Source organism: Bradyrhizobium iriomotense (genome assembly GCF_018130765.1).
GTDB lineage: Bacteria > Pseudomonadota > Alphaproteobacteria > Rhizobiales > Xanthobacteraceae > Bradyrhizobium > Bradyrhizobium iriomotense_A.
The window spans coordinates 75,647-99,623 of the sequence record NZ_JAFCJZ010000009.1 but is presented as its reverse complement, the minus strand read 5'-3'; the positions used below and the strand labels follow the sequence as shown (position 1 = coordinate 99,623).

General features: G+C 64.7%; 25 protein-coding genes. 12 read left to right on the top strand and 13 right to left on the bottom strand.

What is annotated here, in order from left to right:
* Window positions 1–76: 76 nt before the first annotated feature.
* On the bottom strand, window positions 77–463 hold the full coding sequence (secG, locus tag JQ635_RS17365; protein WP_211411059.1) for a preprotein translocase subunit SecG: 387 nt from the start codon (window positions 461–463) through the stop codon (window positions 77–79).
* A gap of 140 nt (window positions 464–603) precedes the next feature.
* Window positions 604–1,359, bottom strand: coding sequence for a triose-phosphate isomerase (gene tpiA / locus JQ635_RS17360; RefSeq protein WP_211411058.1), 756 nt, complete (start codon window positions 1,357–1,359; stop codon window positions 604–606).
* 223 nt (window positions 1,360–1,582) lie between these two features.
* Here tpiA and JQ635_RS17355 point away from each other — a divergent pair, with 223 nt between their 5' ends.
* The 5 genes from JQ635_RS17355 (at window position 1,583) to JQ635_RS17335 (ending at window position 8,732) form a co-directional block, all read left to right on the top strand.
* Complete coding sequence (locus JQ635_RS17355) at window positions 1,583–3,481, top strand: SurA N-terminal domain-containing protein (RefSeq protein WP_211411057.1); 1,899 nt, start codon at window positions 1,583–1,585, stop codon at window positions 3,479–3,481.
* Between the two features lie 14 nt (window positions 3,482–3,495).
* A complete protein-coding gene (gene trpD / locus JQ635_RS17350) occupies window positions 3,496–4,509 on the top strand; it encodes an anthranilate phosphoribosyltransferase (protein ID WP_211411056.1) in 1,014 nt (337 codons plus the stop codon).
* A 7-nt stretch (window positions 4,510–4,516) separates the two neighbouring features.
* Window positions 4,517–5,338 (top strand): indole-3-glycerol phosphate synthase TrpC, encoded by an 822-nt coding sequence (trpC, locus tag JQ635_RS17345; RefSeq protein ID WP_211411055.1) that lies wholly within the window; start codon window positions 4,517–4,519, stop codon window positions 5,336–5,338.
* A gap of 1 nt (window position 5,339) precedes the next feature.
* Entirely contained in the window at window positions 5,340–5,858 is a 519-nt protein-coding gene (moaC, locus tag JQ635_RS17340; RefSeq protein ID WP_211411054.1) for a cyclic pyranopterin monophosphate synthase MoaC, read from the top strand.
* 153 nt (window positions 5,859–6,011) lie between these two features.
* Entirely contained in the window at window positions 6,012–8,732 is a 2,721-nt protein-coding gene (locus JQ635_RS17335) for a bifunctional diguanylate cyclase/phosphodiesterase (protein ID WP_211411204.1), read from the top strand.
* Here the strand turns inward: JQ635_RS17335 and JQ635_RS17330 are convergent.
* The 9 genes from JQ635_RS17330 to JQ635_RS17290 form a co-directional block, all read right to left on the bottom strand.
* Window positions 8,729–9,340, bottom strand: coding sequence for an RNA polymerase sigma factor (locus JQ635_RS17330; RefSeq protein ID WP_211411053.1), 612 nt, complete (start codon window positions 9,338–9,340; stop codon window positions 8,729–8,731). The two genes, JQ635_RS17335 and JQ635_RS17330, sit on opposite strands and share 4 nt — an antisense overlap.
* 349 nt (window positions 9,341–9,689) lie before the next feature.
* Window positions 9,690–10,091 carry a hypothetical protein gene (locus tag JQ635_RS17325; RefSeq protein WP_211411052.1) on the bottom strand — a complete coding sequence of 134 codons (402 nt, stop codon included), beginning with the start codon at window positions 10,089–10,091 and terminating at the stop codon, window positions 9,690–9,692.
* Window positions 10,092–10,318: 227 nt separating this feature from the next.
* The gene (locus JQ635_RS17320; RefSeq protein WP_211411051.1) at window positions 10,319–11,098 is read right to left on the bottom strand and encodes a cytochrome c3 family protein; all 780 of its coding nucleotides are present in this window, start codon (window positions 11,096–11,098) and stop codon (window positions 10,319–10,321) included.
* Complete coding sequence (locus tag JQ635_RS17315) at window positions 11,095–11,802, bottom strand: iron reductase (RefSeq protein WP_211411050.1); 708 nt, start codon at window positions 11,800–11,802, stop codon at window positions 11,095–11,097. The genes JQ635_RS17320 and JQ635_RS17315 overlap by 4 nt, the downstream gene beginning before the upstream one ends.
* Before the next feature lies 1 nt (window position 11,803).
* On the bottom strand, window positions 11,804–13,747 hold the full coding sequence (locus tag JQ635_RS17310; protein WP_211411049.1) for a 2Fe-2S iron-sulfur cluster-binding protein: 1,944 nt from the start codon (window positions 13,745–13,747) through the stop codon (window positions 11,804–11,806).
* A 22-nt stretch (window positions 13,748–13,769) separates the two neighbouring features.
* The gene (locus tag JQ635_RS17305) at window positions 13,770–14,588 is read right to left on the bottom strand and encodes a Spy/CpxP family protein refolding chaperone (RefSeq protein ID WP_211411048.1); all 819 of its coding nucleotides are present in this window, start codon (window positions 14,586–14,588) and stop codon (window positions 13,770–13,772) included.
* On the bottom strand, window positions 14,566–14,979 hold the full coding sequence (locus JQ635_RS17300; protein WP_211411047.1) for a DUF1622 domain-containing protein: 414 nt from the start codon (window positions 14,977–14,979) through the stop codon (window positions 14,566–14,568). Before JQ635_RS17300 ends, JQ635_RS17305 begins: the two co-directional genes overlap by 23 nt.
* The gene (locus JQ635_RS17295) at window positions 14,976–16,205 is read right to left on the bottom strand and encodes an OpgC domain-containing protein (RefSeq protein ID WP_246583603.1); all 1,230 of its coding nucleotides are present in this window, start codon (window positions 16,203–16,205) and stop codon (window positions 14,976–14,978) included. The genes JQ635_RS17300 and JQ635_RS17295 overlap by 4 nt, the downstream gene beginning before the upstream one ends.
* Before the next feature lie 144 nt (window positions 16,206–16,349).
* Entirely contained in the window at window positions 16,350–16,598 is a 249-nt protein-coding gene (locus JQ635_RS17290) for a hypothetical protein (protein ID WP_211411045.1), read from the bottom strand.
* 58 nt (window positions 16,599–16,656) lie between these two features.
* On the opposite strand from JQ635_RS17290, the gene JQ635_RS17285 reads away from it, so the two are divergent.
* Window positions 16,657–16,920 carry a hypothetical protein gene (locus tag JQ635_RS17285; protein ID WP_211411044.1) on the top strand — a complete coding sequence of 88 codons (264 nt, stop codon included), beginning with the start codon at window positions 16,657–16,659 and terminating at the stop codon, window positions 16,918–16,920.
* A 269-nt stretch (window positions 16,921–17,189) separates the two neighbouring features.
* Here JQ635_RS17285 and JQ635_RS17280 read toward each other — a convergent pair whose 3' ends face one another.
* Window positions 17,190–18,527 carry a S41 family peptidase gene (locus JQ635_RS17280; RefSeq protein WP_211411043.1) on the bottom strand — a complete coding sequence of 446 codons (1,338 nt, stop codon included), beginning with the start codon at window positions 18,525–18,527 and terminating at the stop codon, window positions 17,190–17,192.
* Window positions 18,528–18,820: 293 nt separating this feature from the next.
* Between JQ635_RS17280 and JQ635_RS17275 the strand changes: the two genes are divergently transcribed.
* The 3 genes from JQ635_RS17275 (at window position 18,821) to JQ635_RS17265 (ending at window position 20,952) form a co-directional block, all read left to right on the top strand.
* Window positions 18,821–19,954 carry an alpha-hydroxy acid oxidase gene (locus JQ635_RS17275; protein ID WP_211411042.1) on the top strand — a complete coding sequence of 378 codons (1,134 nt, stop codon included), beginning with the start codon at window positions 18,821–18,823 and terminating at the stop codon, window positions 19,952–19,954.
* Between the two features lie 13 nt (window positions 19,955–19,967).
* Window positions 19,968–20,594 carry an HAD family hydrolase gene (locus JQ635_RS17270; RefSeq protein WP_211411041.1) on the top strand — a complete coding sequence of 209 codons (627 nt, stop codon included), beginning with the start codon at window positions 19,968–19,970 and terminating at the stop codon, window positions 20,592–20,594.
* Between the two features lie 163 nt (window positions 20,595–20,757).
* On the top strand, window positions 20,758–20,952 hold the full coding sequence (locus JQ635_RS17265) for a hypothetical protein (protein ID WP_080137570.1): 195 nt from the start codon (window positions 20,758–20,760) through the stop codon (window positions 20,950–20,952).
* A gap of 131 nt (window positions 20,953–21,083) precedes the next feature.
* On the opposite strand, the gene JQ635_RS17260 is transcribed toward JQ635_RS17265, so the two are convergent.
* Window positions 21,084–21,365: a hypothetical protein gene (locus tag JQ635_RS17260; protein ID WP_246583602.1), complete on the bottom strand. Its 282-nt coding sequence runs from the start codon at window positions 21,363–21,365 to the stop codon at window positions 21,084–21,086.
* Between the two features lie 80 nt (window positions 21,366–21,445).
* On the opposite strand from JQ635_RS17260, the gene JQ635_RS17255 reads away from it, so the two are divergent.
* The 3 genes from JQ635_RS17255 to JQ635_RS17245 all read left to right on the top strand — a co-directional run bounded on the left by JQ635_RS17255 (window position 21,446) and on the right by JQ635_RS17245 (window position 23,911).
* Window positions 21,446–22,657, top strand: a complete 1,212-nt coding sequence (locus JQ635_RS17255) for a molybdopterin molybdotransferase MoeA (RefSeq protein ID WP_211411040.1) — start codon at window positions 21,446–21,448, stop codon at window positions 22,655–22,657.
* 175 nt (window positions 22,658–22,832) lie between these two features.
* Window positions 22,833–23,534, top strand: coding sequence for a transcriptional repressor LexA (gene lexA / locus JQ635_RS17250; protein ID WP_211411039.1), 702 nt, complete (start codon window positions 22,833–22,835; stop codon window positions 23,532–23,534).
* A 173-nt stretch (window positions 23,535–23,707) separates the two neighbouring features.
* Window positions 23,708–23,911 carry a hypothetical protein gene (locus tag JQ635_RS17245; protein WP_211411038.1) on the top strand — a complete coding sequence of 68 codons (204 nt, stop codon included), beginning with the start codon at window positions 23,708–23,710 and terminating at the stop codon, window positions 23,909–23,911.
* Window positions 23,912–23,977 lie beyond the last annotated feature (66 nt).

Here is a 23,977-nt window from a genome sequence, read left to right as displayed (position 1 = left end):
CTAAGAGTGGTGACAGTGCCTTGATGGGGATTTCTGATGCAGGACGGTAGCCACCGCCCTGCATGGCCCCCCTGCTTTATTGCGAACGCGGCACCTGCGGGCCGGTCGGAGCCGGCGCCTGCTGCTGTTCGTCGGCCTTCTTGAGCGTATCCAGGATGCCGCCCGAGGTCGGGGGTGCGAGCGGCGATCCGCCCGCCGGCTGGCCCTGCGATGCCGGCGTGCCGATGATCGACGACGGCGCGCGGCTGTAGCCCGCGTGCCAGGACAGGAACATGCTGGTGAGGAAGAAGCCCGCAGCCAGGATCGCGGTGGTCCGCGTCAGGAGGTTCGCGGTGCCGCGGCTCGACATGAAGCCCGCGCCGCCGCCCATGCCGAGGCCGCCGCCTTCCGACTTCTGAAGCAGGACGGCGCCGATCATGACGGCGACGATCATGAGGTGGATGACGATGACAACGGTCTGCATAGTGTCCTTCCGTCACAAGCGGGCGGCGCCTGACGGCGGCCGATCGCGCTTCGCGGGGTTTTCCTGAAGTTGCGCGGTGTTACACGATCGGAGGGGGTATTGCCACCCCCGATCGGCCCTGAACCAAAGCTTTGGATTAGCTAGGGGCAGCCCTTCGCGATCGCAAGGAAATCGGCCGCCTTCAGGCTGGCGCCGCCGACCAGAGCGCCGTTGACGTTTTTCACCGCCATCAGCTCGGCCGCGTTCGAGGGCTTGACCGAGCCGCCGTAGAGGATCCGCATCTTCGCGCCCTCGGCCTTGAACCGCGAGGTCAGGAGTTCCCGGATAAACCCATGAATCTGCTCGACATCCTGGGCCGTGGGGGTCAGGCCCGTGCCGATCGCCCAGACCGGCTCATAGGCCACGATCAGATTGGCGGCGGTCGAGCCATCGGGGAGCGAGCCATCGAGCTGGCCGCGCAGGATGTCCAGGGTCTTGCCGGCGTCACGCTGGCCTTGGGTCTCGCCGATGCAGACGATCGCCGTCAGCCCCGCCCGCCAGGCCGCTTCGGCCTTCTGACGGATCAGGGCATCGCCCTCGCCATGGTCGGCGCGGCGCTCGGAATGGCCGACAATGATGGCGGTCGCGCCCGCATCCGCCAGCATTTCGGCGGCGATATCGCCGGTATGGGCACCGGAGGTCTTCGGATGGCAGTCCTGCGCCCCCACCGCAACTTTCTTGCCCCGCGCCTTCTCGGCGAAGGCGGCAACCAGGGTCGCCGGCGGGCAGACCAACAGGTCGGCCTTGGCGACCACATCTGCCGCGCCATTGAGCATGGCGTCGAATTCGGCAGATTGGGCCTTCAGGCCGTTCATTTTCCAGTTCCCGGCGATCAGCGGTCGAATGGCGTCGGTCATGTCAATTTCCAGCGATATGAGGTTTGTTCATGCGCTAGCAGAGGACCTGTCGCAGTTCCAGAGACCAGAGGCTTTTAACCGCAGCTTCTCGCCGTCGCATGACCTGAGGTTGCGGGTGGAAAGCCGCCACTTTATGATGATCTATCAATTTGGTGACGCGCTTTTGCGGAATCTGCATTAAGACGCGCTCCCGTTCCCCTCCTGACCAAACAAGTTGGACCAAATGCTTCGAGGAATGCGCAAGGCCTCATCAAACTGGCTCGGCAAGACCATTATGGCCGTGGTGATGGGCGTGTTGATTGTCAGTTTCGGCATTTGGGGCATCGCCGACATCTTCAAGGGCTTTGGCCAGTCCACGGTGGCCAAGATCGGCCGCACCGAGATTTCGCTGAACGAGTTCCGGCAGATCTACACCGACCGCCTGCAGCAGATCAGCCGCCAGTTCGGCCGGCCGCTGACGCCAGACCAGGCCCGTGCCTTCGGCCTCGACCGCCAGGTGCTGCAGCAGACCATCGCGGAAGCCGCCCTGGACGAAGAGGCGCGCCGGCTCGGGCTTGGCCAGTCCGACGAGCAGATCCGCCAGGTCATCATGAACGACCCCAACTTCAAGGGTGTCGGCGGCAACTTCGATGCGAACCGCTTCCAGGCCGTGATCCGCAATTTCGGCTACACCGAGCAGCGCTACGTCGCCGAGCAGCGCAAGGTGTCGCTGCGCCGGCAGATCACCGGCACGATCGGGGCCGGCCTCGAGCCGCCGAAGGCCATGATCGACGTGCTGACGCGCTTCCAGAACGAGCAGCGCTCCATCGAATTCGTCAGGCTCGACGCCGCGCAGGCAGGCACCATCGATGCGCCCTCGCCCGAAGCGCTCGCCGCCTATTTCGAGGATCACAAGGTCCAGTTCCGCGCGCCCGAATATCGCAAGATCTCCTTCGTCGTGATCTCGCCGGAAGAGATCGGCAAATGGAGCGACGTGTCCGACGAGGACGCGAAGAAGCTGTTCGAGCAGCGCAAGGACCGGCTCGGCACGCCGGAGAAGCGCCAGGTCCACCAGATCGTGTTTCCCAATGAGGCTGAGGCGAAGACTGCACGCGAGCGCCTCGCCGGCGGAATGTCGTTCGAGGATCTCGGCAAGGAGCGCGGGCTGAGCGCTTCCGACGTTGACCTTGGACTGGTGACCAAGTCGGCGCTCGACCCCGCGGTCGGGAATGCGGCCTTCGCGCTGCCCGCAGGTGAGATCAGCCAGCCGATCCAGGGCGCCCTCGGCACCTCCATCGTCAAGGTCGACAAGATCGAGCCGGGCAATGAGGCCGACTACGCGAAGCTCGCCGGCGACATCAAGCGCGAGATCGCGACTGAGCGCGCGCGCGTCAAGGTCGCCGACCTCCGCGACAAGATGGAGGACGAGCGCGGCGGCGGCTCCAGCGTGATCGACGCGGCGCAAAAGCTCGGCCTCACCGCCGTGACCATCGACGCCGTCGACCGCTCCGGCCGCGCCCCGAACGGACAGCCGGTGGCCAACATCCCGCAGGGCCTCGACGTGGTGTCGCAGGCCTTCAACACCGATGTCGGCGTCGACAACGACGCGATCTCGTTCAAGGGCGGTTATGTCTGGTACGACGTGATTGCGATCACGCCGTCGCGCGACCGCAATCTCGACGAGGTCCGCGACCAGGTGGAGGCGCGCTGGCGCCAGGACCAGATCGCGACCAAGCTGAAGGCCAAGGCGACCGAGATGGTGCAGAAGCTCGAAGCGGGCGGCAAGCTCGCGGACGAGGCGGCAGCGCTCGGCGCCAAGGTCGAGACCGCGTCCGGCTTCAAGCGCGACGACTCGCCCGCCGGCGTGCCCGGCACCGTCGTGGCGGCCGCGTTCCGCGCCGCCAAGGACGGCGTCGGACAGACGCCCGTGAGCGGCGGCAGCGAGGTGATCGTGTTCCGCGTCACCGACATCGTCGCCCCCGCGGTCGATGCCGCCTCCGACGCAGTCAAGAAGCTGAAGGACAGCCTCGACCGTGCCCAGACCGAGGAGCAGGTCGCCGCCTACGTCAACAAGCTTGAAACCGACATCGGGACCACCATTAATCAGGCCGCCTTCGCGCAGGTGACCGGCGCGAACCAGTGAGTTGAAAGCACGCGATGGACGACCTGAAATCGATCATTGGAAAAGTGGCGACCGGCGCCAGCCTGTCGCGTGAGGAAGCTGCTTCCGCCTTCGACGCCATGATGTCGGGCGAAGCCACGCCATCGCAGATGGGCGGCCTCTTGATGGCGCTGCGGGTGCGTGGCGAGACCGTGGACGAGATCACCGGCGCGGTCTCGGCGATGCGCTCCAAGATGCTGACCGTGACGGCGCCTCCTGACGCCGTCGACATCGTCGGCACCGGCGGTGACGGCTCCGGCTCGGTCAACGTCTCGACCTGCGCCTCCTTCATCGTCGCGGGTGCCGGCGTGCCGGTGGCCAAGCACGGCAACCGCGCGCTGTCGTCGCGCTCGGGGGCTGCCGACGTGCTGGCTTCGCTCGGGGTGAAGATCGACCTCAAGCCGGAGCAGGTCGGCCGCTGCGTGCGCGAATGCGGCATCGGCTTCATGTTCGCTCCCGCCCACCATCCCGCCATGAAGAACGTCGGCCCGACCCGGGTCGAGCTGGCGACCCGCACGATCTTCAACCTGCTCGGGCCCCTTTCCAACCCGGCCGGCGTGAAGCGGCAGATGGTCGGCGTGTTCTCGAGGCAATGGGTGCAGCCGCTGGCGCAGGTGCTCAAGAACCTTGGCTCCGAATCCGCCTGGGTCGTGCATGGCTCCGACGGTCTCGACGAGATCACCCTCACCGGCCCGACCTTCGTGTCCGCGCTCCACAATGGCGAGATCCGGAATTTCGAGGTGACGCCGGAGGAAGCCGGGCTCTCGCGCTGCGAGACCGGTGCGCTTAAGGGCGGCGACGCCGATGCCAATGCGATCGCGCTGCAAAGCGTGCTCAACGGCAAGCCGAGTCCCTACCGCGATGTGGCGTTGATGAACGCCGCCGCCGCGCTGGTCGTGGCCGGACGTGCCAAGGACCTCAAGGAGGGAGTCGCGATCGGCGCCAAATCGCTCGACAGCGGCGCGGCGAACGCGCGGCTGAAACATTTGATCGCGGTCTCGAACGGCTGAGCCTGACATGTCGGACATCCTGACCAAGATCGAGGCGTACAAGCGCGAGGAGATCGCCGCCGCCAAGCGCGCGCAGCCGCTGTCGGCGGTGGAGGCGAAAGCCAAGGCGCAACCCGCCGCGCGAGGATTCGTGCGCGCGATCACGGCCAAGCATGCCAACGGCGATTACGCGCTGATCGCCGAGGTCAAGAAGGCATCGCCGTCCAAGGGGTTGATCCGCGCGGATTTCGACCCGCCGCTTCTTGCCAAGGCCTATGAGGCCGGCGGCGCCGCCTGCCTCTCGGTGCTCACGGACACGCCCTCGTTCCAGGGCCATCTCGACTTCATGGTGGCCGCGCGCGCGGCAACCTCGCTGCCGGTACTGCGCAAGGATTTCATGTTCGACACCTATCAGGTGGCGGAAGCGCGCGCGCATGGCGCCGACTGCATCCTGATCATCATGGCCGCGCTCGACGACGCCACCGCGAAGGACCTCGAAGACGCCGCCCTCGCCTACGGCATGGACGTGCTGATCGAGATCCACGACCGCGCCGAGCTCGACCGGGCGCTGAAGCTGCGTTCGCCGATGATCGGCGTCAACAATCGCAATTTGCGCACCTTCGAGACCACGCTCGCGACCAGCGAAACGCTGGCGCCGCTGATCCCCAAGGACCGGCTGATGGTCGGTGAAAGCGGCATCTTCACGCCCGCCGATCTCGCCCGGCTCGAGCGCGTCGGCATGTCGACCTTCCTGGTCGGCGAGAGCCTGATGCGGCAGGCCGACGTCACCGCCGCCACGCGCACGCTGCTCGCGCGCGAGACCGGCGCGCGCGCGATGGGCACGCGCTGACATGGCGCGCAAGGCTTCCACGACCAAGCCATCGAAGACCAAGGCCGGCCCTGCCCTCACCCATATCGGCGCCTCCGGCGAGGCGCGGATGGTGGACGTCTCGGCCAAGCCCGCGACCGAGCGGCTCGCGGTTGCCGAAGGCCGTGTCGTCATGACCAAGGCGACGCTCGATCTGATCGTCTCGGGCAACGCCAAGAAGGGCGACGTGCTCGGCACCGCGCGCATCGCCGGCATCATGGCCGCCAAGCGTACCTCGGAGCTAATCCCGCTCTGCCATCCGCTCGCACTGTCCAAGGTCACCGTCGACATCGAGCCCGATGCCAAGCTGCCGGGCTGCCTCGTCCGCGCCAGCGTCAAGGTGACAGGTCCGACCGGCGTCGAGATGGAAGCGCTCACGGCGGTGTCGGTCGCCTGCCTCACCATCTACGACATGATCAAGGCGGTCGAGCGCGGCGTGCGCATCGAGGGCATCCACCTGGTCGAGAAGCTCGGCGGCAAGTCGGGCCATTACCGCGCCTAGAACCCCATACGCCGCGCATCGATCGCATTTGTGTGTGACGATTCATGTCGCGTTAACCGCGCTTCCTAACTTCGCCTCCATACCGTTCCCGTAAACCAACGGATGTCTTGAGGATCAAGAATTGATCCTGGCGTGTGCGCGGCAACAATCGACATGATGACGAAATACGGCAGTCGCCTATTCGACCAGGTCTTCGTGCGCAGCGGACCGATCCGCTGGCTGGTCGTGGGCGGCACGCTGCTGATCGCCGCGATCGCCGTCGGCGCGACGCTGATGGCGCAGAATTTCCGCGAACGCGCCCTGCGCAATTCCGGCCGCGAGCTGGAAAACACCGTGCTGATGCTGGCCCATCATTTCGATCAGCAATTGCAGGATTTCGCGGTCATCCAGAAGGATTTCGTCGACCACGTCCGCGCGATCGGCATTTCCAGCGCGGATGACTATCGCAAACGCCTCTCCGGCCAGGATATCCACCGGATGCTGCGCTCGAAGATCGAGGCGCTGCCTTACATCGGCGGCGTCAACATCATCGATGCCGACGCCAATGTGATCAATTCGTCGACGGCGTGGCCGGCCCCCAAGGTGAACGTTGCCGATCGCGCATATTTCCGCACCTTCAAATACGACCCCTATTCGCCCGATGTCCTGATCGAGCCGCTGCACAGTCGCATTTCCGGCGCCTGGACCATCCTGATCGTCCGCAAGATCGTGGGCCCGAACGGCGAGTTCATGGGCGTGGTCGGTCGCGGCATCGAACCGGCCAATTTCGAGAAGTTCTTCGAATCCGTGGTGCTCGGCGAAGGTGCGACGATCTCGATGTTGCATCGCGACGGCACGCTGCTCGCCCGTTATCCCCATTCCAGCGAGCTGATGGGGCGGAATTTCAAGACTGGCCCCTTCGAGTACCAGCGGGTCTTCGGGCTCGATCACTTCGCCGGACGCTTCATGAGTCCGGTCGACGGCGAGGACCGCCTGATCGCCTCGCACGCCCTGCCCCACTTCCCCATCCTGATGATGGCCACCACGACACGCGCGGCGGCCCTGACGGACTGGCGTGAGCAGATCGGAATCCTGATCTCGGTCGCCGCCTCTTCCGCGCTCGCCATCGCCGGCGTGCTGATCGCGATCGTGCGCAAGCTGCTGGAGCAGCACCGCCTCTCCAGGGAACGGCTGACGCTGGAGAAGCAACGTCTCGACCGCGCCGTCAACAACATGACCCAGGGCTTGCTGCTGTTCGACGCGGACCGGCGGCTCGTGGTGTGCAACCAGCGCTACATCGACATGTACGGCCTGTCGGCCGCCGTGGTGACGCCGGGCTGCAGCTTCCACGACATCATCGCCCATCGCAAGACGACCGGCTCGTTCACCGGCGACGTCGATCAATATGTCGAGCGCGTGCTACGCGACATTCATGTGCGCAATTCCATGGTGGTGGACACCGCGGACGGCCGCTCGATCCAGGTCCTCAACGAACCGCTCGCGGACGGCGGCTGGGTGGCGACGCATGAGGACATTACCGAACGCCGGCGCATCGAGGAGCGCATCATCCATCTTGCCCATTACGACGCGCTGACCGATCTGCCCAACCGCGCCATGTTCCACGAGCATCTGCGGCAGGAGCTGGCCGCCATCGCCGATGGCGAAGAGGTCGCGGTGCACTATATCGATATCGACGAGTTCAAGAGCGTCAACGACGCGCTCGGCCATCTCGTCGGCGACGAACTGCTGAAATCAGTCGCAACGAGCCTCAGCCGCTGCGCCGGCCCGACGGATTTCGTGACGCGGCTCGGCGGCGACGAATTCGCCATCGTGCAGAGCGCAGTGACGTCGCCGGATCAGGTCAGCGATCTCGTCGCCAGGGTCTTCCAGGCCATCCGCACCCCCTTCGACTGCATGGGCCATCATCTCACCAGCGACGCCAGCATCGGCATTGCGCTGGCGCCGGGACACGGCATGGCGCTGGACCAGATCCTGAAGAACGCAGACCTCGCGATGTACGCCGCCAAATCCGCGGGACGCCGCACCTACCGCTTCTTCGAGCCTGAGATGGATGCCAAGGTCCGCGAGCGGCGGCAGCTCGAGATCGACCTGCGCCACGCCATCGCCCAAGGTGGGCTAGAGGTCTACTACCAGCCGTGCCTCGGCCTGAAGGACGACCGCATCACCGGCTGCGAGGCGCTGGTGCGCTGGCGCCATCCCGAGCGCGGCATGGTTTCACCGGCCGAATTCATCCCGATCGCCGAAGACACCGGCCTCATCAACGAGATCGGCGAATGGGTGCTGGCGACCGCCTGCCGAGATGCGGCCGGCTGGCCCGACGACATCCGCCTCGCCGTCAACGTCTCGCCGGTGCAGTTCAAGAGCAGTACGCTGGCGCTGAAGATCATGGCAGCGCTCGCCGCTTCCAATCTGCCGGCGAGCCGGCTCGAGCTCGAGATCACCGAGGCGGTGCTGATCCGCGACGATGACACGGCGCTCGCGATCCTGCACCAGCTCCGCGCCATCGGCGTGCGTATCGCGCTCGACGATTTCGGCACCGGCTATTCCTCGCTGAGCTATCTGCACCGCTTCCCGTTCGACAAGATCAAGATCGACCGCTGCTTCGTCGACGACATCGCCGGCCCCGACGGCTCCGCCAGCATCGTCCAGGCCGTCGTCAACCTGGCGGCCGCCCGCCGGATGACCACCACGGCCGAGGGCGTCGAGACGGAGGAGCAGCAGCGGCTGCTCCGCGCGCTCGGCTGCTCCGAGATGCAAGGCTATCTGTTCAGCGCCGCCAAGCCTGCCGACAAGATGCTGGAGCTGTTCGCGCTGCATCGCAGCCGGCTCGCCCAACGCGAAGGCAGCGAGAGCCGCCGGCGCGAGGCCGGTTAGGTCGGACCCCGGTTGTCGCCGCAGCGGCATTCCCAGAAGCTTTCCTCGAGACATACGACGCAGGTCTGCTCGAGGCGCTCCTTCAGGGCGTGTCGTGCACGATGAAGCCGAACGGTCAGGTTGTTCACGGTGACGCCCAGGGCGGCGGCAACCTGCTCCCGCGGCTCGCCGGCGAGATCAACCCTCCTGATGACTTCGGCGTGTTCCGGCTTCAGCAGAGACAGATGGGTATGAAGACACTCGCAGACCGCGGCATTCGCTGCGGCATCCTGGTCGGCGGCAAGACGATCATTGAGCTCATGCGGGAACGGCATCTCCCGCGTCCTGCTCTTTGATGCCTGCCGGTGAAAGTCGGCGATGGTCGTGGCCAGAACCCTGCTCAGCCAGCCTCGAACAGAGTCGGAATCGCGAATATCGCCAGACCGCTCCAGCGCGCGCAACATGAATGCCTGGAGCACCTCCTCAGCTTCCGCCTGGCCGCCAAAGCGGCGTTGCAGATAATTGCGCAGGCGGCCGTAACTGCCAACGAGGGCAGCGCGAACGACCGCCTCCTGCGCGTCCAGGGAGCCGGCCGTCAGCACCGGCAGATTCTCGTTCGACGGTTTCATGACGCATCGTCCTTGCATGACAATCAGTAGATCGCTTCGTTGGATCGGGAACGCGACGGCACGGCTGCCATCAGCCGGTGCAACAGCCATCCGAACAGGGTCGCGAGCGATCGCCGCGACAGCGGCGCTCGCGTGGCGACCTCGCTCTCCGCAAACCGGTGATCGCTGTTTCGGCGTCGTTCCGCCCGGCGCGCAGCGCGTGCGAGCAACACCGAGGCCGGCGCTGTCACTCCGCCGCGTATCAGGTCCTGGCGCGCATCGCCGTCATCCGGATGGCAAAGAGCCCCTCGCAGACGAGACGATCCGCGCTCGCACCTGGAGCGACGCAGCCCGGTTTTCGGGAGCTATCTCAGACGATGGGGGGGCGGTAGTGGCGACGGAACATGCCTTCGTCGCCGATTACGTCAGGCTGCGCCTCGCAGCGCGAGCGCGGCACGACGTGATCCGCAATGGCGGGAGCTTGCGGCCACACGGCACTGAAGCAAAGCACCGAGCCGCAGCAGGTCGCATGCCGGTCGCCGGGCCGGTCCTGGTCGTCGTCGCAATCCCCGGCCATCGCAACGTCATGCGAATGCGCTGCCGATCCGGCAGCGTCATCGTGCTCATGCACATCTCCGGGCTGATCGCCCTGATGCTCGCACTGCGTGGCTACGTCGAGGGAGATCGAGATCGCGAGGGACGGCGTCATCGACGCGAGCAGGTAAGCGATGGCGACAAGCCATCCCCACCATCTTCGCCTCGGCTTTCGCAAGCCAATCATCCCTGCACCTGCTGTCCCGACCGGGAACATATAGCTCTGGTTGCAGGCACGGCCAACAGAAAACGACGCATGTCGAGTCGGCAAGACAGGACAGACGCTGCGCCACATTCGTCCCGCGGAATTCTACGCCCTGCAAAGCTATCGAGTTCCGGCGGCGAGGCTCATGAAATATTTTTCGCTATCCCTGTAATGAAAGCAACCTGTCTGCGTCGCCTCGGTCAATGATGCTTCATCCAGCCGACGCCTTTGATGTCGTTGAACGAGTCGGTTCTGTGGCACAGAAAGCATTGGTCAACCGATGCGTGCTCCTGCCCCGCGATCATCCGGTCCATCATGATGAAGTGCCCCATATAGTGGCTCGGCGGCGCCTGATGACATTGGGCGCAGTCCTTTGAGGTTGGCGAGGGATGCAGGAAGCCTGCGATTTTCCAGGACGCGAGTCCATGGCAATCCGCGCAGTCTCGTCCAAACAATTCGCGGTGTGGCTCCCGGTTGCTGTGGCAGCCTGCGCAGCCGAGCACCGCCTTCTCCCGCTGCTCCGACTTTGGCAGGCCGAGAAACTCCCTCAGGTCTGCTGTCATTTGATCGACTGCGGCCTGGTCAAACACCGTCTTGCCGGAAGCAGGCATCGCGACTTGCCGCAGCGACGCATGGTTCATCCTGATCGGCCGCAAGTCGCCCGCGTGCTCGCGATGGCAGCCGGAACATTGACCGCCCGCCACGGCATGAAATGCTGTCGACTGCTTGGCGAGATCGGCGGCGGACGGCGCATGGCAGGAGACGCAGGCCGCCGCATCGATACCTTTGACCGGCGTATGACAGCTCTCGCATGTCTCCGACAGAAATGCGTGCTTCGCGGACAGCGGTCCGGGACTGACGAGCCTCGTCCAGCCCGGGATGATCCCAGGGCTGCCCCGATACAGGGCGATCGATGCGACCATAGCGCTTGCGACCGCCAGCGTCGCGACCACGACGTAGAGCACGCCCCTGATCGTCACGCGAGCCACCGCAATCCGTAATAAATCTCGGCCGCCACATGCACCGCGAGCAGCGCGTACATGACGATCGCGGCAAGGACATGCAGCCCAATCCACTGCATGAAGATCGTCTTGACCGCCTCACTTGATCCGATCGCTGCTTCGAGATCGGAAATGCCATCAACGAGCTGCAGCAGCGGCACCTTCTGGAACGCTAATGCGCGCATGCCGGATCCATCACGCTCCTCCCGATCGGCCGACGACATGGCCGCTGCGGTGTGCTCATAGGCCGACCTCAACGTCGTCAGATGCGACTGCTGCTGGCGGAGCTCCGACGCGGTTTGCGGCAGGTAGTAGCGCCCGACAAATCCGGTGACGACGACGATCAGCATGCTCGTCACCAGAGCGATCCCGAGCGGGCTCTGAAACTTGTGCCCGGTATGCAGGAGCGCGAAGAACGCGGCGACGATGCCGGCATAGGCGTGAAACGACAGGAGCGTCGGCATCGACACACATCGCGTGACCAGGGCCTTCAGCCCCGCGCTGTGTTTCGTCAGGGGATAGACGAGAAGGAGGAGCATCAGCACGGCTGCACCGGCCCCGAGGGCAAAGCCGGCGAGGCTTCCTGCAAACCGGCTGTCGGAGTGAAGCAGGAAAGCGGGCACCAGCAGCAACAGGGCCGCCAGAACGACGTCGGCGATCAGGCGCGCTCTTGCGTCCATCATGTCAGGCCTCGACGACCAGGTCCCCGACCGATTTGGCCTGGCAGGCCAGGATGAGACCGTTCGCCTTGTCGTCTTCGGTCAGGGCGTCCTGGACCTCCATCGTGACGTTGCCTTGCAGCAGATGCGTCTTGCAGACGCCACAGACTCCGGCCCGGCAGGAATAGTCGATCGACACGCCGGCGCCCTCGGCCACCTCCAGAACACTCTTGTCCGGAGGCAGCGCCGCCACCTTGCCCGATCTCGCAAAGCGGATCGTGGCCGTTGCCGGACCGACTGACGCGGCTCCTCGATTGCCGGCCTCACCTTGCGCCATCGGAGCTTCGGCGGCGACCTTGCTGGGAGGCGGAACGGCGCCGCGCGCCGGTCCGAAGGCCTCCGTCTTGATCTGCTCGCGCGGCACACCGAGGCCGACCAGCGTCTTCCGGAGCGCCTCCATCATTCCGGGCGGACCGCACAGATGCACGCGCCGTTTCGCAAGATCCGGTACGGCCTGAGTCAGGAACTCGGCCGTGATCTGCCCCTCGCTTCCCATCCACGAGGTGCCTGCGGCCCGCATCATCGTCGCCGCGACATGCAGATTATTCATCCTGCGCTGGAGATATTCCAGCTCGTCCCGGAAGATGAATTGTTCGGTCGTCTGCGCGCCATAGACGAGGTAGATCTGGCCGGGCCATGCGATGTCCGAGAGATAGCGGATCGCCGCCATCAGGGGCGTGATGCCGACCCCGCCGCCGATCAGGACCACGCTGTCGGCTTCCGCGCCCGTGAACGTAAAGGCGCCGGAGGGGCCGGCTACCTCGACGAGGTCTCCCTCCTTCAGGTGGCCATGCATGTAGTCGGACAGAAGTCCGCCGTCCTCGCGCTTGATCGTGGTCTCGACATAGGCGGTCTGGGCGGCGGACGAGGCGATCGTGTAGGAGCGCCTGACGGTCTTTCCGTCGATCTCGATGGCGTAGGTCAGGAACTGACCGGGCAGGAACGCAAACGGAATCGCGCCGCCGCCAGGTGCTTGCAGGCGGAAGGTCTTTACGTTCGGCGTCTCCTGATAGATCGCGCAGATCCTCAGTTTGCCCTTCCAGGAGCGACCCGGTTCGACCCGCGCGGCATCGCGATTTGTCTGTTGCGCAGGCCTCGCCACGGCCTTCTCGTCCGGCGAGACGACGGCCGTCGCGGATGGAACGGGCGCGGCAGCAGCAGGAACGGCCGCCACGCGCGTCAGCCGGTCGACCAGCGCATTCGCCCGGCGCATGCGCGCGACGTAAACCGCAAGCATCCCCAGCGAGAACAGCACCAGCAGCGCCATGGTCGTGACGTGAAACCAGGAGATTCCCGGCGTGCCGTCGTCTGCATCCATCGCGCCTCGCTGAGGCAGCAGGTTCATCTGCGACCTGAACCACGCCTGCGCGATCTGCTGCGGCGGCTTGCCCTCGTGCAGCGAAAGCAGCGCGACCACGCCGCTCTGCACGGCATTCAGGGACTCGCGAAGCCGTCGCGACGCCTGATCCGCCGCGGCGATATCGCCTCCGGCGATGGCGTGCCGCAGATCCATTTCGGCACGCGCCAGATCATCGGCCTCCGCACTGATCCGCTCGCGCGCCTGGACCGCCAGCTTGCTCCGCTGCTCCGCGGACAGCGCCGGCATGTCCATCAATGCCGGATAGAACTCCTTGCGCGGCCGGCCCATCATGCCGTCCATGCCGCCCATCATTCCCGGCGCGGTGCCACCGGACGGCACCGCATCGCCGGTGGCGCCGGACGCTGCGGGATGATGCGCGGCGTGGTCATCCTCCGCCTGCGCCAGCTCCCAACGTTGAACGGACTGCCCTGTCGGATGCGCGCTGCCGAGGCCCAAGTCCGATGCAAGCGCGGCATTGGCGGCGAGCTGGCTCGCCAGGATGACCAGCGCAGCCAGTCCGGATCGACGTCGACAGGGCAGACCTGACATGATCTCGCTCTCGCCTCGGCGATCAGAACGAGGCAATCAGCGGCAGCAGGATCGTATCCGCGGTCTGCTTCTGGCTTTCGTTCAGCGACGCGTAGAGCCGGGTCAAGGCCAGGCGAGCCGATTTGATGGCCTCCAGACGTTCGGACAAATGCCGCTCGTAGTGCTCCAGACGGTCGGCGCTTCCCATCCTGTCGTCCATTGCGAGCATCTTGCGCGCTTCCAGCAGGTGCTGCCGGCTCGAACGCAAGGCGTCTGCGACACTGTTCCAGTCGGCGGCTTGCTTGTCGCTGATCTGCAGCTCGGCCTTCAGAAACGCGATCCGCCCCTCGATCCGCTCCGTTACGTCCACCGGGCCGCTCATCGCGCCGCTGCTGCCGGACGAACTCATCTGGCCGCGCATCATCTTCTCCATCATTTGCATCATCGGCATCATCTGCGTCATGCCGGAATTGTCCTGGCCTTGCTGCGGCATCTTCATCTTGTCGTCGTTCATCCGGCCGCCGCTCATGTTCTGCGGCTGGCTCATGTTCGTCTTGTCGCTGGAATCCGACGGAGGCGGCATCTTCGACATCTTGTCGTCATCCATCATCGCGGTCCGGGTAAGACCGGCGGCGATTGCGGACGACAGCCCAACCGGCCCCAGGGCGAGGACGGCAAAGGCGGCTGCGTACACGGCGAATTTTCTCGAACAGTTCATGGTCAGTCTCCAGGGTTTGATTCGGGTGGTCATCTGCTCATCGAGAGGGACGATGAGGACAGCGTGGGGCGGGTCAGGCCATATAGACGCGAAGCGCCGGCAACTCTTACGCACGGAGGTGTCAAAGTCCGCTGCGCGCTGCATCGCTCGCCTCCCCGTCATGCCTTCGCCACGGCCATCGCCCCTCGATCTCGATCTGGAGCGAGAAGCTCAGGAAGGTGCGGATCACGATGATCAATGCCAGGATGCCGAGCCGGTCGAACGACGGCACGATCGCGACCATTCCGATGATGTCGGCGGCGATCAGGAATTCGAGGCCAAGCAGAATGCCGCGACCAAGATTGGCACGGTAGGAACGAAATGCGTCGGTGAGCGCACCGTGCTGTATCTCCTTCAGCGACCAGACCGTTGCGGCAACCACACCGCACACGATCACCATCACGCCAAGCAGCTCGATGGTCGATGCGGTCCAGTGCAGGCCGTGCAGGATGACGCCCTGCACGTCCCCGGTGAAGATGAACTCGGACGTTATCATTCGCCCGCCTCCCTGCCCTGCCCGGACGATTGGCTTCTGTCCACGCCTTTCGACCAGGTCCGGTAGTAGGCGACGCCCGTCATGATCCAGAGGCCAGCGGCGCCAACGAGGAGCTGAGCCGGAATTCCCTCCGACCCAAAATCAAGCAGGAAGTGCGCGATGAACGAAAGGAAGAGACCAACGCAGAACACCGGCAGGGATTGCTGGCCGCATCGAATCAACGGCCGCAGCAAAGGCGACTCCAGTCCCGGCCAGTCGATCGGAACGAGCGAGACGACGATGAGCACCAGGCTCGCCAGATGGATGACCCGATAGGGGCTGAGATTGGTCTTGTCGTTCGGTATGAAGATGGCGGCGAGTGCCTCGGGAATGTAATCCCTGAGACCGGGAATTCGTTCGGCCAGCGTCATCACGAGCGCGAAGAGCAGAAAGCCACAGCTCATGACAAGGAGCGTGCGGGACGACAGCAGCCAGCGGCTTGCCGTCGCCCCTCCCAAGGCGAGCCAGGCTCCGAATACGAACAGCAGTTGCCAGGCGAACGGATTGAAATACCAGACACCGGAGGGATAGGCGGGCAAGTTCCAGCCGTAATGGCGGGCGGCCAGATAAAGGCCAAGCGAGCCGACCATCACCGCGTTGCGCCATCGCAGCACGAACCAGAGCACGGCAGGAAACGCGGCCATCAGCACGATGTAGAGCGGCAGGACGTCAAGATTGAGCGGCTTGAACTTGAGGACCAGGCCTTGCGAGAGCGTCTCGACGGGAAAGTCCATCAGCGGCGCGACGTTGAACTGATCCATCAAATGAAGGTCGTCGAACCTATGCGCGAGGACATGCACGGCGGTGAGATAGACGAAGAACAGCAGCAGGTGGGCGACATAGAGCTGCCATACCCGTCGCAGCAGCCGGGTTGCCCCGATGACGAAGCCACGCTCCATCATCATGGTGCCGAACACGAACGTCGCGGTGTAGCCGGAGATGAGCACGAACAGATCGGCGCCGTCGCTGAAGCCGTAATTGCGCGTCGTGAACCAGACCAGCGCCGAATTCGGAATGTGTCCGAGGAAGATCAGCCAGTTCGCCAAGCCGCGAAACAGATCCAGCCGGACATCGCGCCGCGGCTTGGCCAGCACCGATCTGATCGTGATCGTCTCCCAGAGACGGCGGCGCAAGAGAAGCGCAACTTGCAGAGGCCGGCCGGAGTCGTGAATAGTCTCGTCAGTCAACGGCGCGTTCTCCATTCTTGCGGTCGGCCTTTCGGATCGCGACCTCGTCGCCGCTCATTCGCGCCGGCACGCTAGGTTGCGTCATTGATGCCGGATTGACGGACATCAAACTCGATCCACGCACCAGCCAAATCTTTTTGTGGTTCAAAAGCGTAATGAATCGAGCCGCCCGTCGTCCTCGACAATCTCTCGTCCACGTCGCTGCACGATCGAGGCCTTGGCGCGCCGCTCGCGACTTCGCGCTACGGATAATTTTTTTCTGTAAGAAGATCGATGCTTCTCGTCGCCCGCTGCAAACTCGACGATCCACGCAACGGCCCACGCCAGCGCGCGCGTTCCGATTTGATCTTGCTCAACCTGCGCGACCACACTCCGGGTTTGGTTGCCACTCAATCAAGCCACCGGGACTTGATTGACACCAACTCGGCAAGTTCAAATAGGAGAAACCAGAATGAGTCACCGCAAGCTGATCGTCGCTGCCGCGATCATGTCGTTCGTCGCGTTGCCCGCCGTGGCGCAGACGAGCACGACGGGCACGACCGACGAGAAGAACGGCCACCACTATTCGGGCGGGCCCAAGACCGAGGTCCCGCACCACATGGGCAAGAAAGAGAGCGACGGCGGCTCGACCAGTGGATCGGGCGGCACCCACCATTACGGCGGCGGACCGAAGACCGAAGTCCCGCATCACATGGGCCCGAAGAAGGAGCAATGACTATCGCGCCGTGATCCCGCGGCTTGCGAGCTGCGGGATCACCGCCTCCCACGTCAGCTCGGTGCTTGCGAGGAACGTCGCAGTACGACCTTTGCGGTCATGAACCTAAACTGATTGCGCTCGTCGCCGGAGCCGGCCGCTTACCATTAGCCCGATGTCCTGAGCTCGCGATCGATCCGCCCCGCCGACTGACACGACACCCGCCAAAACGAATTCGCCCGGGAGTGGTGGTCCACTCCCGGGCGATCGATGTCTGGAGGTCGTAAAGTCTAGTTCGGCACCGCAGCCTTCGGCGCGGGCTTCGCGGCGACCGCGTTGGCGGTGACGCCGTGGAGGAAGTCGTAGGCCGCATGCAGGGCCTTATCGTCCTTCTCTTCCGGCGGGACGTAGGATTGCGATCCGGTCTGCTCGGTGCCGTCGGCGGCTTGCAGATGGCCGCGCATCTGTGACTCCGCCATGGTGTCCATCCGGCCCTTCAACTCGGGCGGCACGTCCTGGAGGATCTCGATGTCGGGCGCGATGCCCTGGGCCTGGATCGAGCGGCCCGATGGCGTGTAGTAGCGCGCCGTGGTCAGCGCCAGCGCGCCGTTGCCGGTGCCGAGCGGGATGATGGTCTGAACCGAGCCCTTGCCGAACGAGCGCGTGCCGATGATCGTGGCACGCTTGTGGTCATGCAGCGCACCGGCCACGATCTCCGAGGCCGAAGCCGAGCCGCCATTAACCAGGATCACGAGCGGCTTGCCCTTGGTGAGGTCACCGCCATGCGCGGTGAAGCGCTGGGTCTCTTCCGGATTGCGGCCGCGGGTCGAGACGACCTCACCGCGCGGCAGGAACGCGCTCGACACCGACACGGCCTGGTCGAGCAATCCGCCCGGATTGTTGCGCAGGTCCATCACGTAGCCGACCAGCTTCTCCGGCGGCACCTGCTTGGAGATCGAGGCAATCGCCTTCTTCAGGCCGTCGGTGGTCTGCTCGTTGAACGAGGTGACGCGGATGTAGCCGATATCGCCGTTATCGACATGGAAGCGGACGGGGCGCACGTGGATGATCTCGCGCGTGATCGCGACGTCGAGCGGGGCGTCCGCGCCCTTGCGCACGATGGTGAGCTTGGTCTTGGTGTCGACCGGGCCTTTCATCTTGTTGACGGCCTGCTCCAGCGTCATGCCCTGCACGGCCTCGCCGTCGATCTTGCTGATGAGGTCGCCGGACATGATGCCGGCCTTGGAGGCCGGCGTGTCGTCGATCGGCGAGACGACCTTGACGAGGCCCTCCTCCATCGTGACCTCGATGCCGAGCCCGCCGAACTCGCCGGAGGTGGTCTCCTGCATCTCGGTCCAGGCCTTGTCGTTCATGTAGCGTGAATGCGGATCGAGCGAGGTCACCATGCCGGTGATCGCACCTTCGATCAGCTTGGAATTGTCCGGCTTCTCGACATAGCTCGCCTTCACCCGCTCGAACACTTCGCCGAACAGGTTAAGTTGGGAATAGGCGTCATCCGCGCCCGCTGCCGCCCGTGCTGCCCATACACCGCCGTGCGGGCTGGCTACCAGAAGGGTCAGACACGCTCCGGTGAGCGCGCCCAGGGGGAACAGCAGGGTTTTCCGCATGGATAGGCTTGCCTTTTTGCTCGGGGCTTGGGACGCCATGCAAATGGCGATCCAGCCCGCTTCTCACAACACCATTCAGGTTTCTTCAAGGCCGCCCTGCCACGCTGGCGGGCACCTGCAAAAATCCCTTCGTCTCAGGCTAAACTTTTGGCAACGTTCCGAAACCGTCACGCACGAAGGGCCGGAATCGGCTGGCCGGCCCGCGCCTCGCAGCTATGCGATTTTAGGATGGTTTTGGAGAGGCGGACGGGTTAGGCGATGACACAAGGCTTCAAATTCTCGGGAGGATAACAATGAACGAAGCGCCCCGCATCCGGCCGGAACGGAACGTCGAACTCGGTGCCAGCAACGAGCCGTTCCAGAACCTGCACGAATTCATCAAAAAGGCGCGCGCCAACCTCAACCAGAACGCCTGGGATTATATCGTCGGCGCCGCCGAGACCGAGACCACGATGCGCCGCAACCGCATGGCGCTGGACGAGATCGCCTTTCGCCCGCGTGTGTTGCGTGACGTGCATGAGGTCGACGGCTCGGTCGAGCAGTTCGGCCGCAGGATGCGCCTTCCGGTGGTGCTGGCCCCGGTCGGGGCGCTGGAAGTCTTCGATCCGCACGGCGCGGCGGCCGTCGCCCGCGCCGCCGGCACCTTCGGTGCAGCACACATGCTGAGCTCGGTCACCGAGCCGGGGCTCGAGAAAACCGCTGAAGCCGCCCCCGATGCGCTGCGCCTGTTCCAGCTCTATGTCCGTGGTGACGACGCCTTTGTCGCCGATGTCGTCAGCCGCGCCATGAAGAACACCTACGCCGCCTTCTGCCTGACCGTCGACACCGCCCATTACAGCCGTCGCGAACGTGACATCGCCAAGCGCTATGTTCGCGAGAGCCGCCTGCGCGCCACCGGCGGCGATTACCAGAAGGGACTGGAGTGGCGAACGGTTAAGATGATCAAGGATAAGTTCAAGATCCCTCTGATCCTGAAAGGCATCGCTACCGCCGAGGACGCGTTGATCGCGCTCGATCACGGCGTCGAGTGGATCTACGTCTCCAACCATGGCGGCCGCCAGCTCGATCACGGCCGCGGCGCCATGCATGTGCTGCCCGAGATCGTCGACGCGGTGAAGGGCCGCGCCAAGATCATGGTCGATGGCGGCTTTTGCCGCGGCACCGACGTCGTCAAGGCGATTGCGGCAGGCGCCGACCTCGTCGGCATCGGCCGGCTGCAATGCTGGGCGCTGGCGGCGGCCGGAGAAGCCGGCGTAACGCGAATGCTGGAGCTGCTGGAAGACGAAGTGCTGCGCTGCCTCGGCCTGCTCGGCGCAACCTCCTTCGCCGAAGTCAACAAATCCTGCCTGCATCCGGCCACCGCAACGAATGCGCCCAGCGTGTTCAGCGCGTTCCCGCTGTTCGACCACGAGCCCTATCGATACTGAGTGAAAGGATGCAATGACGCCGCTCTCTCCCGGCAGCGCAGATGCGCTTCTGTTCGATCTCGGGCGCGTGGTGCTCGACATCGATTTCTCCAGGGCGATCGCCTGCTGGGCGGGGCATGCCGGCTGTCAGCCCGAAGCCATCGTCGCGCGCTATGTGCGCGACAGTGAAGCCTATCGGCTGCATGAGGTCGGCAAGATCAGCGACGAGGACTATTTCGCCTCGCTGCGCTCATCGCTCGGAATCGGCATCTCGGATGCGCAGTTCCTGGAGGGCTGGAACGCGATCTTCGCCGGCGAGATGCCTGACATCGCGGAGCTGTTGCCGCGTGCGGCCAGGCAGTTGCCGCTCTACGCCTTCTCCAACACCAACCGGCCGCATGTCGACCATTTCTCGAAGGAATATGCCGGCCTGCTCGGCCATTTCCGCGAGCTCTATCTGTCGTCCAGCATCGGCCTGCGCAAACCGGACGCCGAGGCTTTCGATCATGTCGTGGCGGCAATGGGCGTGCCGGCGAGCCGCATCGTCTTCTTCGACGACCTCGCGGAAAACATCGAGGGGGCACGGGCGTGCGGATTGACCGCGGTGCATGTGACCACGCCCCGTGACGTCGGCGATGCGCTGAAGAAGCTGGGGATTTGAACGGATCCGCCTCTTAGCAGGTGCGGTTCCCCGGAACTCGTTTCGCCCAAAATGAGGAACCAGGTGACTTTGTGCATTTTTGTACAGAGTTCCGGGAACAGAATCCGCCTTTCCGGACTCTTCAGTCCGTTGGGACTCCTACATTTACATTGGACCGATCGACGTGCTGGGCAAATCCTACCTCACCAAGCAAGCCTCTCTCCTGCTCGAGTTCGCAAGAACCACCTCGGACTCCGACCTATCCGCCAAGCTGATCAGCAAGGCCGCCGACCTGAAATCCCAGGCCGACCCGCTGCCCGACAAGGACCAGGGTCCCAAAGCGCCGGACGTCAGTCCGGACGAACCGGCCAGGAGTTGACCCATGCTGGCCGTGGCGCTCGTTCTTCTCGTGCTTGCCATGGCCGTCCTCGTGCCGGTCTGTCTCGCCTTCCGGATCATGCCGCGGAGGATTTGAGGTCCTCAGTGTTGCGCGCGGGGTAAACCGGAGCTTCATCGCTCAAAGCGGCGAAATGCGGCTTCCACCTCGGCATCAAATGAAAACTGCCGGAGGTTGGCTTGTGCAAGCCCCTCCAGGACCGCCGGAAGATGCCCCGGGTCGATCTCCTCGGGCTCTCCTACGTTGCCGATCAAGGCCAGCATCGCGCGCGCAATTTCGTCCTGGCTATCCGCAGGGAGCTGCCGCACGGCCTGTAGCGCTTTTTCTAGCAGTTCTGTCACTGGCGGAAGATAGGCCGAGCCTGCAACAAAAGGAAAGGTGGCTCCTCGCTCCATTGAGGAGCCCTTTTGCTTCAGCCTCTCCGCTCGGCTAGAACCCTGCCAACCGAGTCCTTCGACTGTTGCGGGAGTTCGCCGTGGCCCTGATGCCGGTATCCGATGCGCTTGCCGCCGTGCTCGCGGGTGCAGAGCCTCTGGGCGAAGAAACGGTGGCGCTCGACCAAGCCTACCACCGCGTGCTCGCACGCGACGTCGCGGCGCGGCGGACGCAGCCGCCGCAGGCGATGTCGGCGATGGACGGCTATGCGGTGCGCGCGGCCGATGCGGCAACGATCGATTCCCAGCTCACGCTCATCGGCGAGGTCGCAGCGGGCCGGCCGTTTGCGGGATCGGTCGGCGCCGGCGAAGCGGTCCGGATCTTCACCGGCGGCGTCGTTCCCGCCGGAGCGGATGCGGTCGTGATCCAGGAGGATACGGTCACGGACGGCAAGCGCATCACGATCAAGGAAGCAGCGATTCCCGGGCGGCACATCCGGCGCGCCGGGGTCGACTTTACCGAGGGCGACGTGCTGCTGCGGAAAGGAACCCGGCTCACCGACCGCGACCTGGCGCTCGCTGCCGGGATGAATCACCCGCACCTACCCGTCCAACGCCGTCCGAAGGTCGCGATCCTCGCCACCGGCGACGAACTGGTGATGCCGGGCGCAACGCCCGGCCCCGGCCAGATCGTCTACTCCAACGGCTATGCCCTGCACGCGCTCGCCCGCCAGGAGGGCGCCGATACCGTCGACCTCGGCGTTGCCGCCGATACCCTGGAGGCCACAACTGCCGGGATACGCCGGGCCCGCGAGAGCGGCGCCGACGTCCTTGTCACGACCGGCGGCGCCTCGGTTGGCGACCACGATCTGGTGCAGCAGGGGCTCAAGGCCGAGGGGATCGCGATGACGTTCTGGAAGATCGCGATGCGGCCGGGCAAGCCGATGATGCACGGACGGCTCGGGCCGATGCGCGTGATCGGGCTGCCCGGCAATCCCGTATCGTCCTATGTGTGCGCCTTCCTGTTCATGGTGCCGTTGATTCGCGCGCTGTCGGGCCAACAGGTGATTCACCATCGCCGCGAGCACGCCGTGCTGGGCCGCGACCTCAATGCCAACGACCAGCGCGAGGATTATCTTCGCGCGCGCCTGGAGCTACGCGACGATGGCAGTCTCGTCGCCCTTCCCGTCAGCCATCAGGACTCTTCGCTGCTTGCGAATCTCGCTGCGGCACAGGTACTTCTCGTGCGCCCGCCGTTCGCACCCAAGGCCGAAGCCGGCGCGCCTTGCGAGGTGCTGCGCCTGCCCGTCTGAGCTGCACGGCCACACGCGTTCCGCGAACTTTACCCTGTTCACGGTAAATTAAGCAGTTGCGGAACATGTATCGAACATATAGTGTCCGTTCATGATTTGTTTCGAGCATGCAGCGACTTATTGCTGAACCCAGCGTCTCGGAATCGAACGACATCAACCGGGGGATTTGGTCGAGATGTTAACGCGCAAACAATACGAGCTTCTGCGATTCATCAGCGAGCGTCTGAAGGAAAGCGGCGTGCCGCCCTCCTTCGACGAGATGAAGGACGCGCTCGACCTGCGCTCGAAATCGGGCATCCATCGCTTGATCACAGCGCTCGAGGAGCGCGGCTTCATCCGACGCCTGCCCAACCGCGCCCGCGCGATCGAAGTCATCAAGCTGCCCGAACTCCAGGCGGCCGCCGGCAACCGCCGCGGCTTCACGCCGAGCGTCATCGAGGGCAATCTCGGCAAGGTGCGCACGACGTCCAGCCCGCCCGCTGACGAGGGTGAGCGTCCCGTCGCCGTGCCTGTCATGGGCCGTATCGCGGCCGGCACGCCCATCGAGGCGCTGCAGACCCGCAGCCACACCATCAGCGTACCGCCTGACATGCTCGGCGCCGGCGAGCACTATGCGCTCGAGGTGCGCGGCGATTCGATGGTGGAAGCCGGTATCCTCGACGGCGACATGGCGCTGATCCAGCGCAACGAGAGCGCCGACACCGGCGACATCGTGGTGGCGCTGATCGACGACGAGGAAGCGACGCTGAAGCGCTTCCGCCGCCGCGGCGCCTCGATCGCGCTCGAGCCCGCCAACGCCGCCTACGAGGTCCGCATCCTGCCGCCCAACCGGGTGAAGATTCAGGGCAAGCTGATCGGCCTGTACCGGAAGTACTGAGCTGACTTTACGATCGTTCGACACGCGTTGGAGCGGACGATTGTCCGCTCCGGCTGGATAGTCTTTCTGGTTCTGCACAGATTATCCGGCCACCTCTCCCGCGCTAGATCCTCGGCACGCCGCGCAAAGCACTCATCGCTTTGCGGGCCGATTGAGAAACCGAGGAGACAACCATGCGCAAGATCGTCTTGAGCATCGTCACGTTGGCGCTGATCGCAGCGTCGGCGCCACAGGCCGTCGCCGCACGGCCGCATCATGTCCGCAAGACGGAGCCGGCAACGACGAGCGAGCAATTCCGCAACGCACGCGACGCCATTGCGCAGCCGTCGCAGCCCGCCTGGCCGTATTCGGGCTGGTCGGCACCTGCTGGTCGCTGACGAAGAAGCACGCTGAATGCACGGGAGCGGGCTTTGTTCCCAGTGCATCTGAAAAAGATATTGTGA

Coding starts and splice junctions, on each gene's coding strand:
- secG (WP_211411059.1), bottom strand. CDS start 463: ATGCAGACCGTTGTCATCGTCATCCACCTCATGATCGTCGCCGTCATG.
- tpiA (WP_211411058.1), bottom strand. CDS start 1,359: ATGACCGACGCCATTCGACCGCTGATCGCCGGGAACTGGAAAATGAAC.
- JQ635_RS17355 (WP_211411057.1), top strand. CDS start 1,583: ATGCTTCGAGGAATGCGCAAGGCCTCATCAAACTGGCTCGGCAAGACC.
- trpD (WP_211411056.1), top strand. CDS start 3,496: ATGGACGACCTGAAATCGATCATTGGAAAAGTGGCGACCGGCGCCAGC.
- trpC (WP_211411055.1), top strand. CDS start 4,517: ATGTCGGACATCCTGACCAAGATCGAGGCGTACAAGCGCGAGGAGATC.
- moaC (WP_211411054.1), top strand. CDS start 5,340: ATGGCGCGCAAGGCTTCCACGACCAAGCCATCGAAGACCAAGGCCGGC.
- JQ635_RS17335 (WP_211411204.1), top strand. CDS start 6,012: ATGATGACGAAATACGGCAGTCGCCTATTCGACCAGGTCTTCGTGCGC.
- JQ635_RS17330 (WP_211411053.1), bottom strand. CDS start 9,340: ATGAAACCGTCGAACGAGAATCTGCCGGTGCTGACGGCCGGCTCCCTG.
- JQ635_RS17315 (WP_211411050.1), bottom strand. CDS start 11,802: ATGATGGACGCAAGAGCGCGCCTGATCGCCGACGTCGTTCTGGCGGCC.
- JQ635_RS17310 (WP_211411049.1), bottom strand. CDS start 13,747: ATGTCAGGTCTGCCCTGTCGACGTCGATCCGGACTGGCTGCGCTGGTC.
- JQ635_RS17305 (WP_211411048.1), bottom strand. CDS start 14,588: ATGCAGCGCGCAGCGGACTTTGACACCTCCGTGCGTAAGAGTTGCCGG.
- JQ635_RS17300 (WP_211411047.1), bottom strand. CDS start 14,979: ATGATAACGTCCGAGTTCATCTTCACCGGGGACGTGCAGGGCGTCATC.
- JQ635_RS17285 (WP_211411044.1), top strand. CDS start 16,657: ATGAGTCACCGCAAGCTGATCGTCGCTGCCGCGATCATGTCGTTCGTC.
- JQ635_RS17280 (WP_211411043.1), bottom strand. CDS start 18,527: ATGCGGAAAACCCTGCTGTTCCCCCTGGGCGCGCTCACCGGAGCGTGT.
- JQ635_RS17275 (WP_211411042.1), top strand. CDS start 18,821: ATGAACGAAGCGCCCCGCATCCGGCCGGAACGGAACGTCGAACTCGGT.
- JQ635_RS17270 (WP_211411041.1), top strand. CDS start 19,968: ATGACGCCGCTCTCTCCCGGCAGCGCAGATGCGCTTCTGTTCGATCTC.
- JQ635_RS17260 (WP_246583602.1), bottom strand. CDS start 21,365: ATGGAGCGAGGAGCCACCTTTCCTTTTGTTGCAGGCTCGGCCTATCTT.
- lexA (WP_211411039.1), top strand. CDS start 22,833: ATGTTAACGCGCAAACAATACGAGCTTCTGCGATTCATCAGCGAGCGT.
- JQ635_RS17245 (WP_211411038.1), top strand. CDS start 23,708: ATGCGCAAGATCGTCTTGAGCATCGTCACGTTGGCGCTGATCGCAGCG.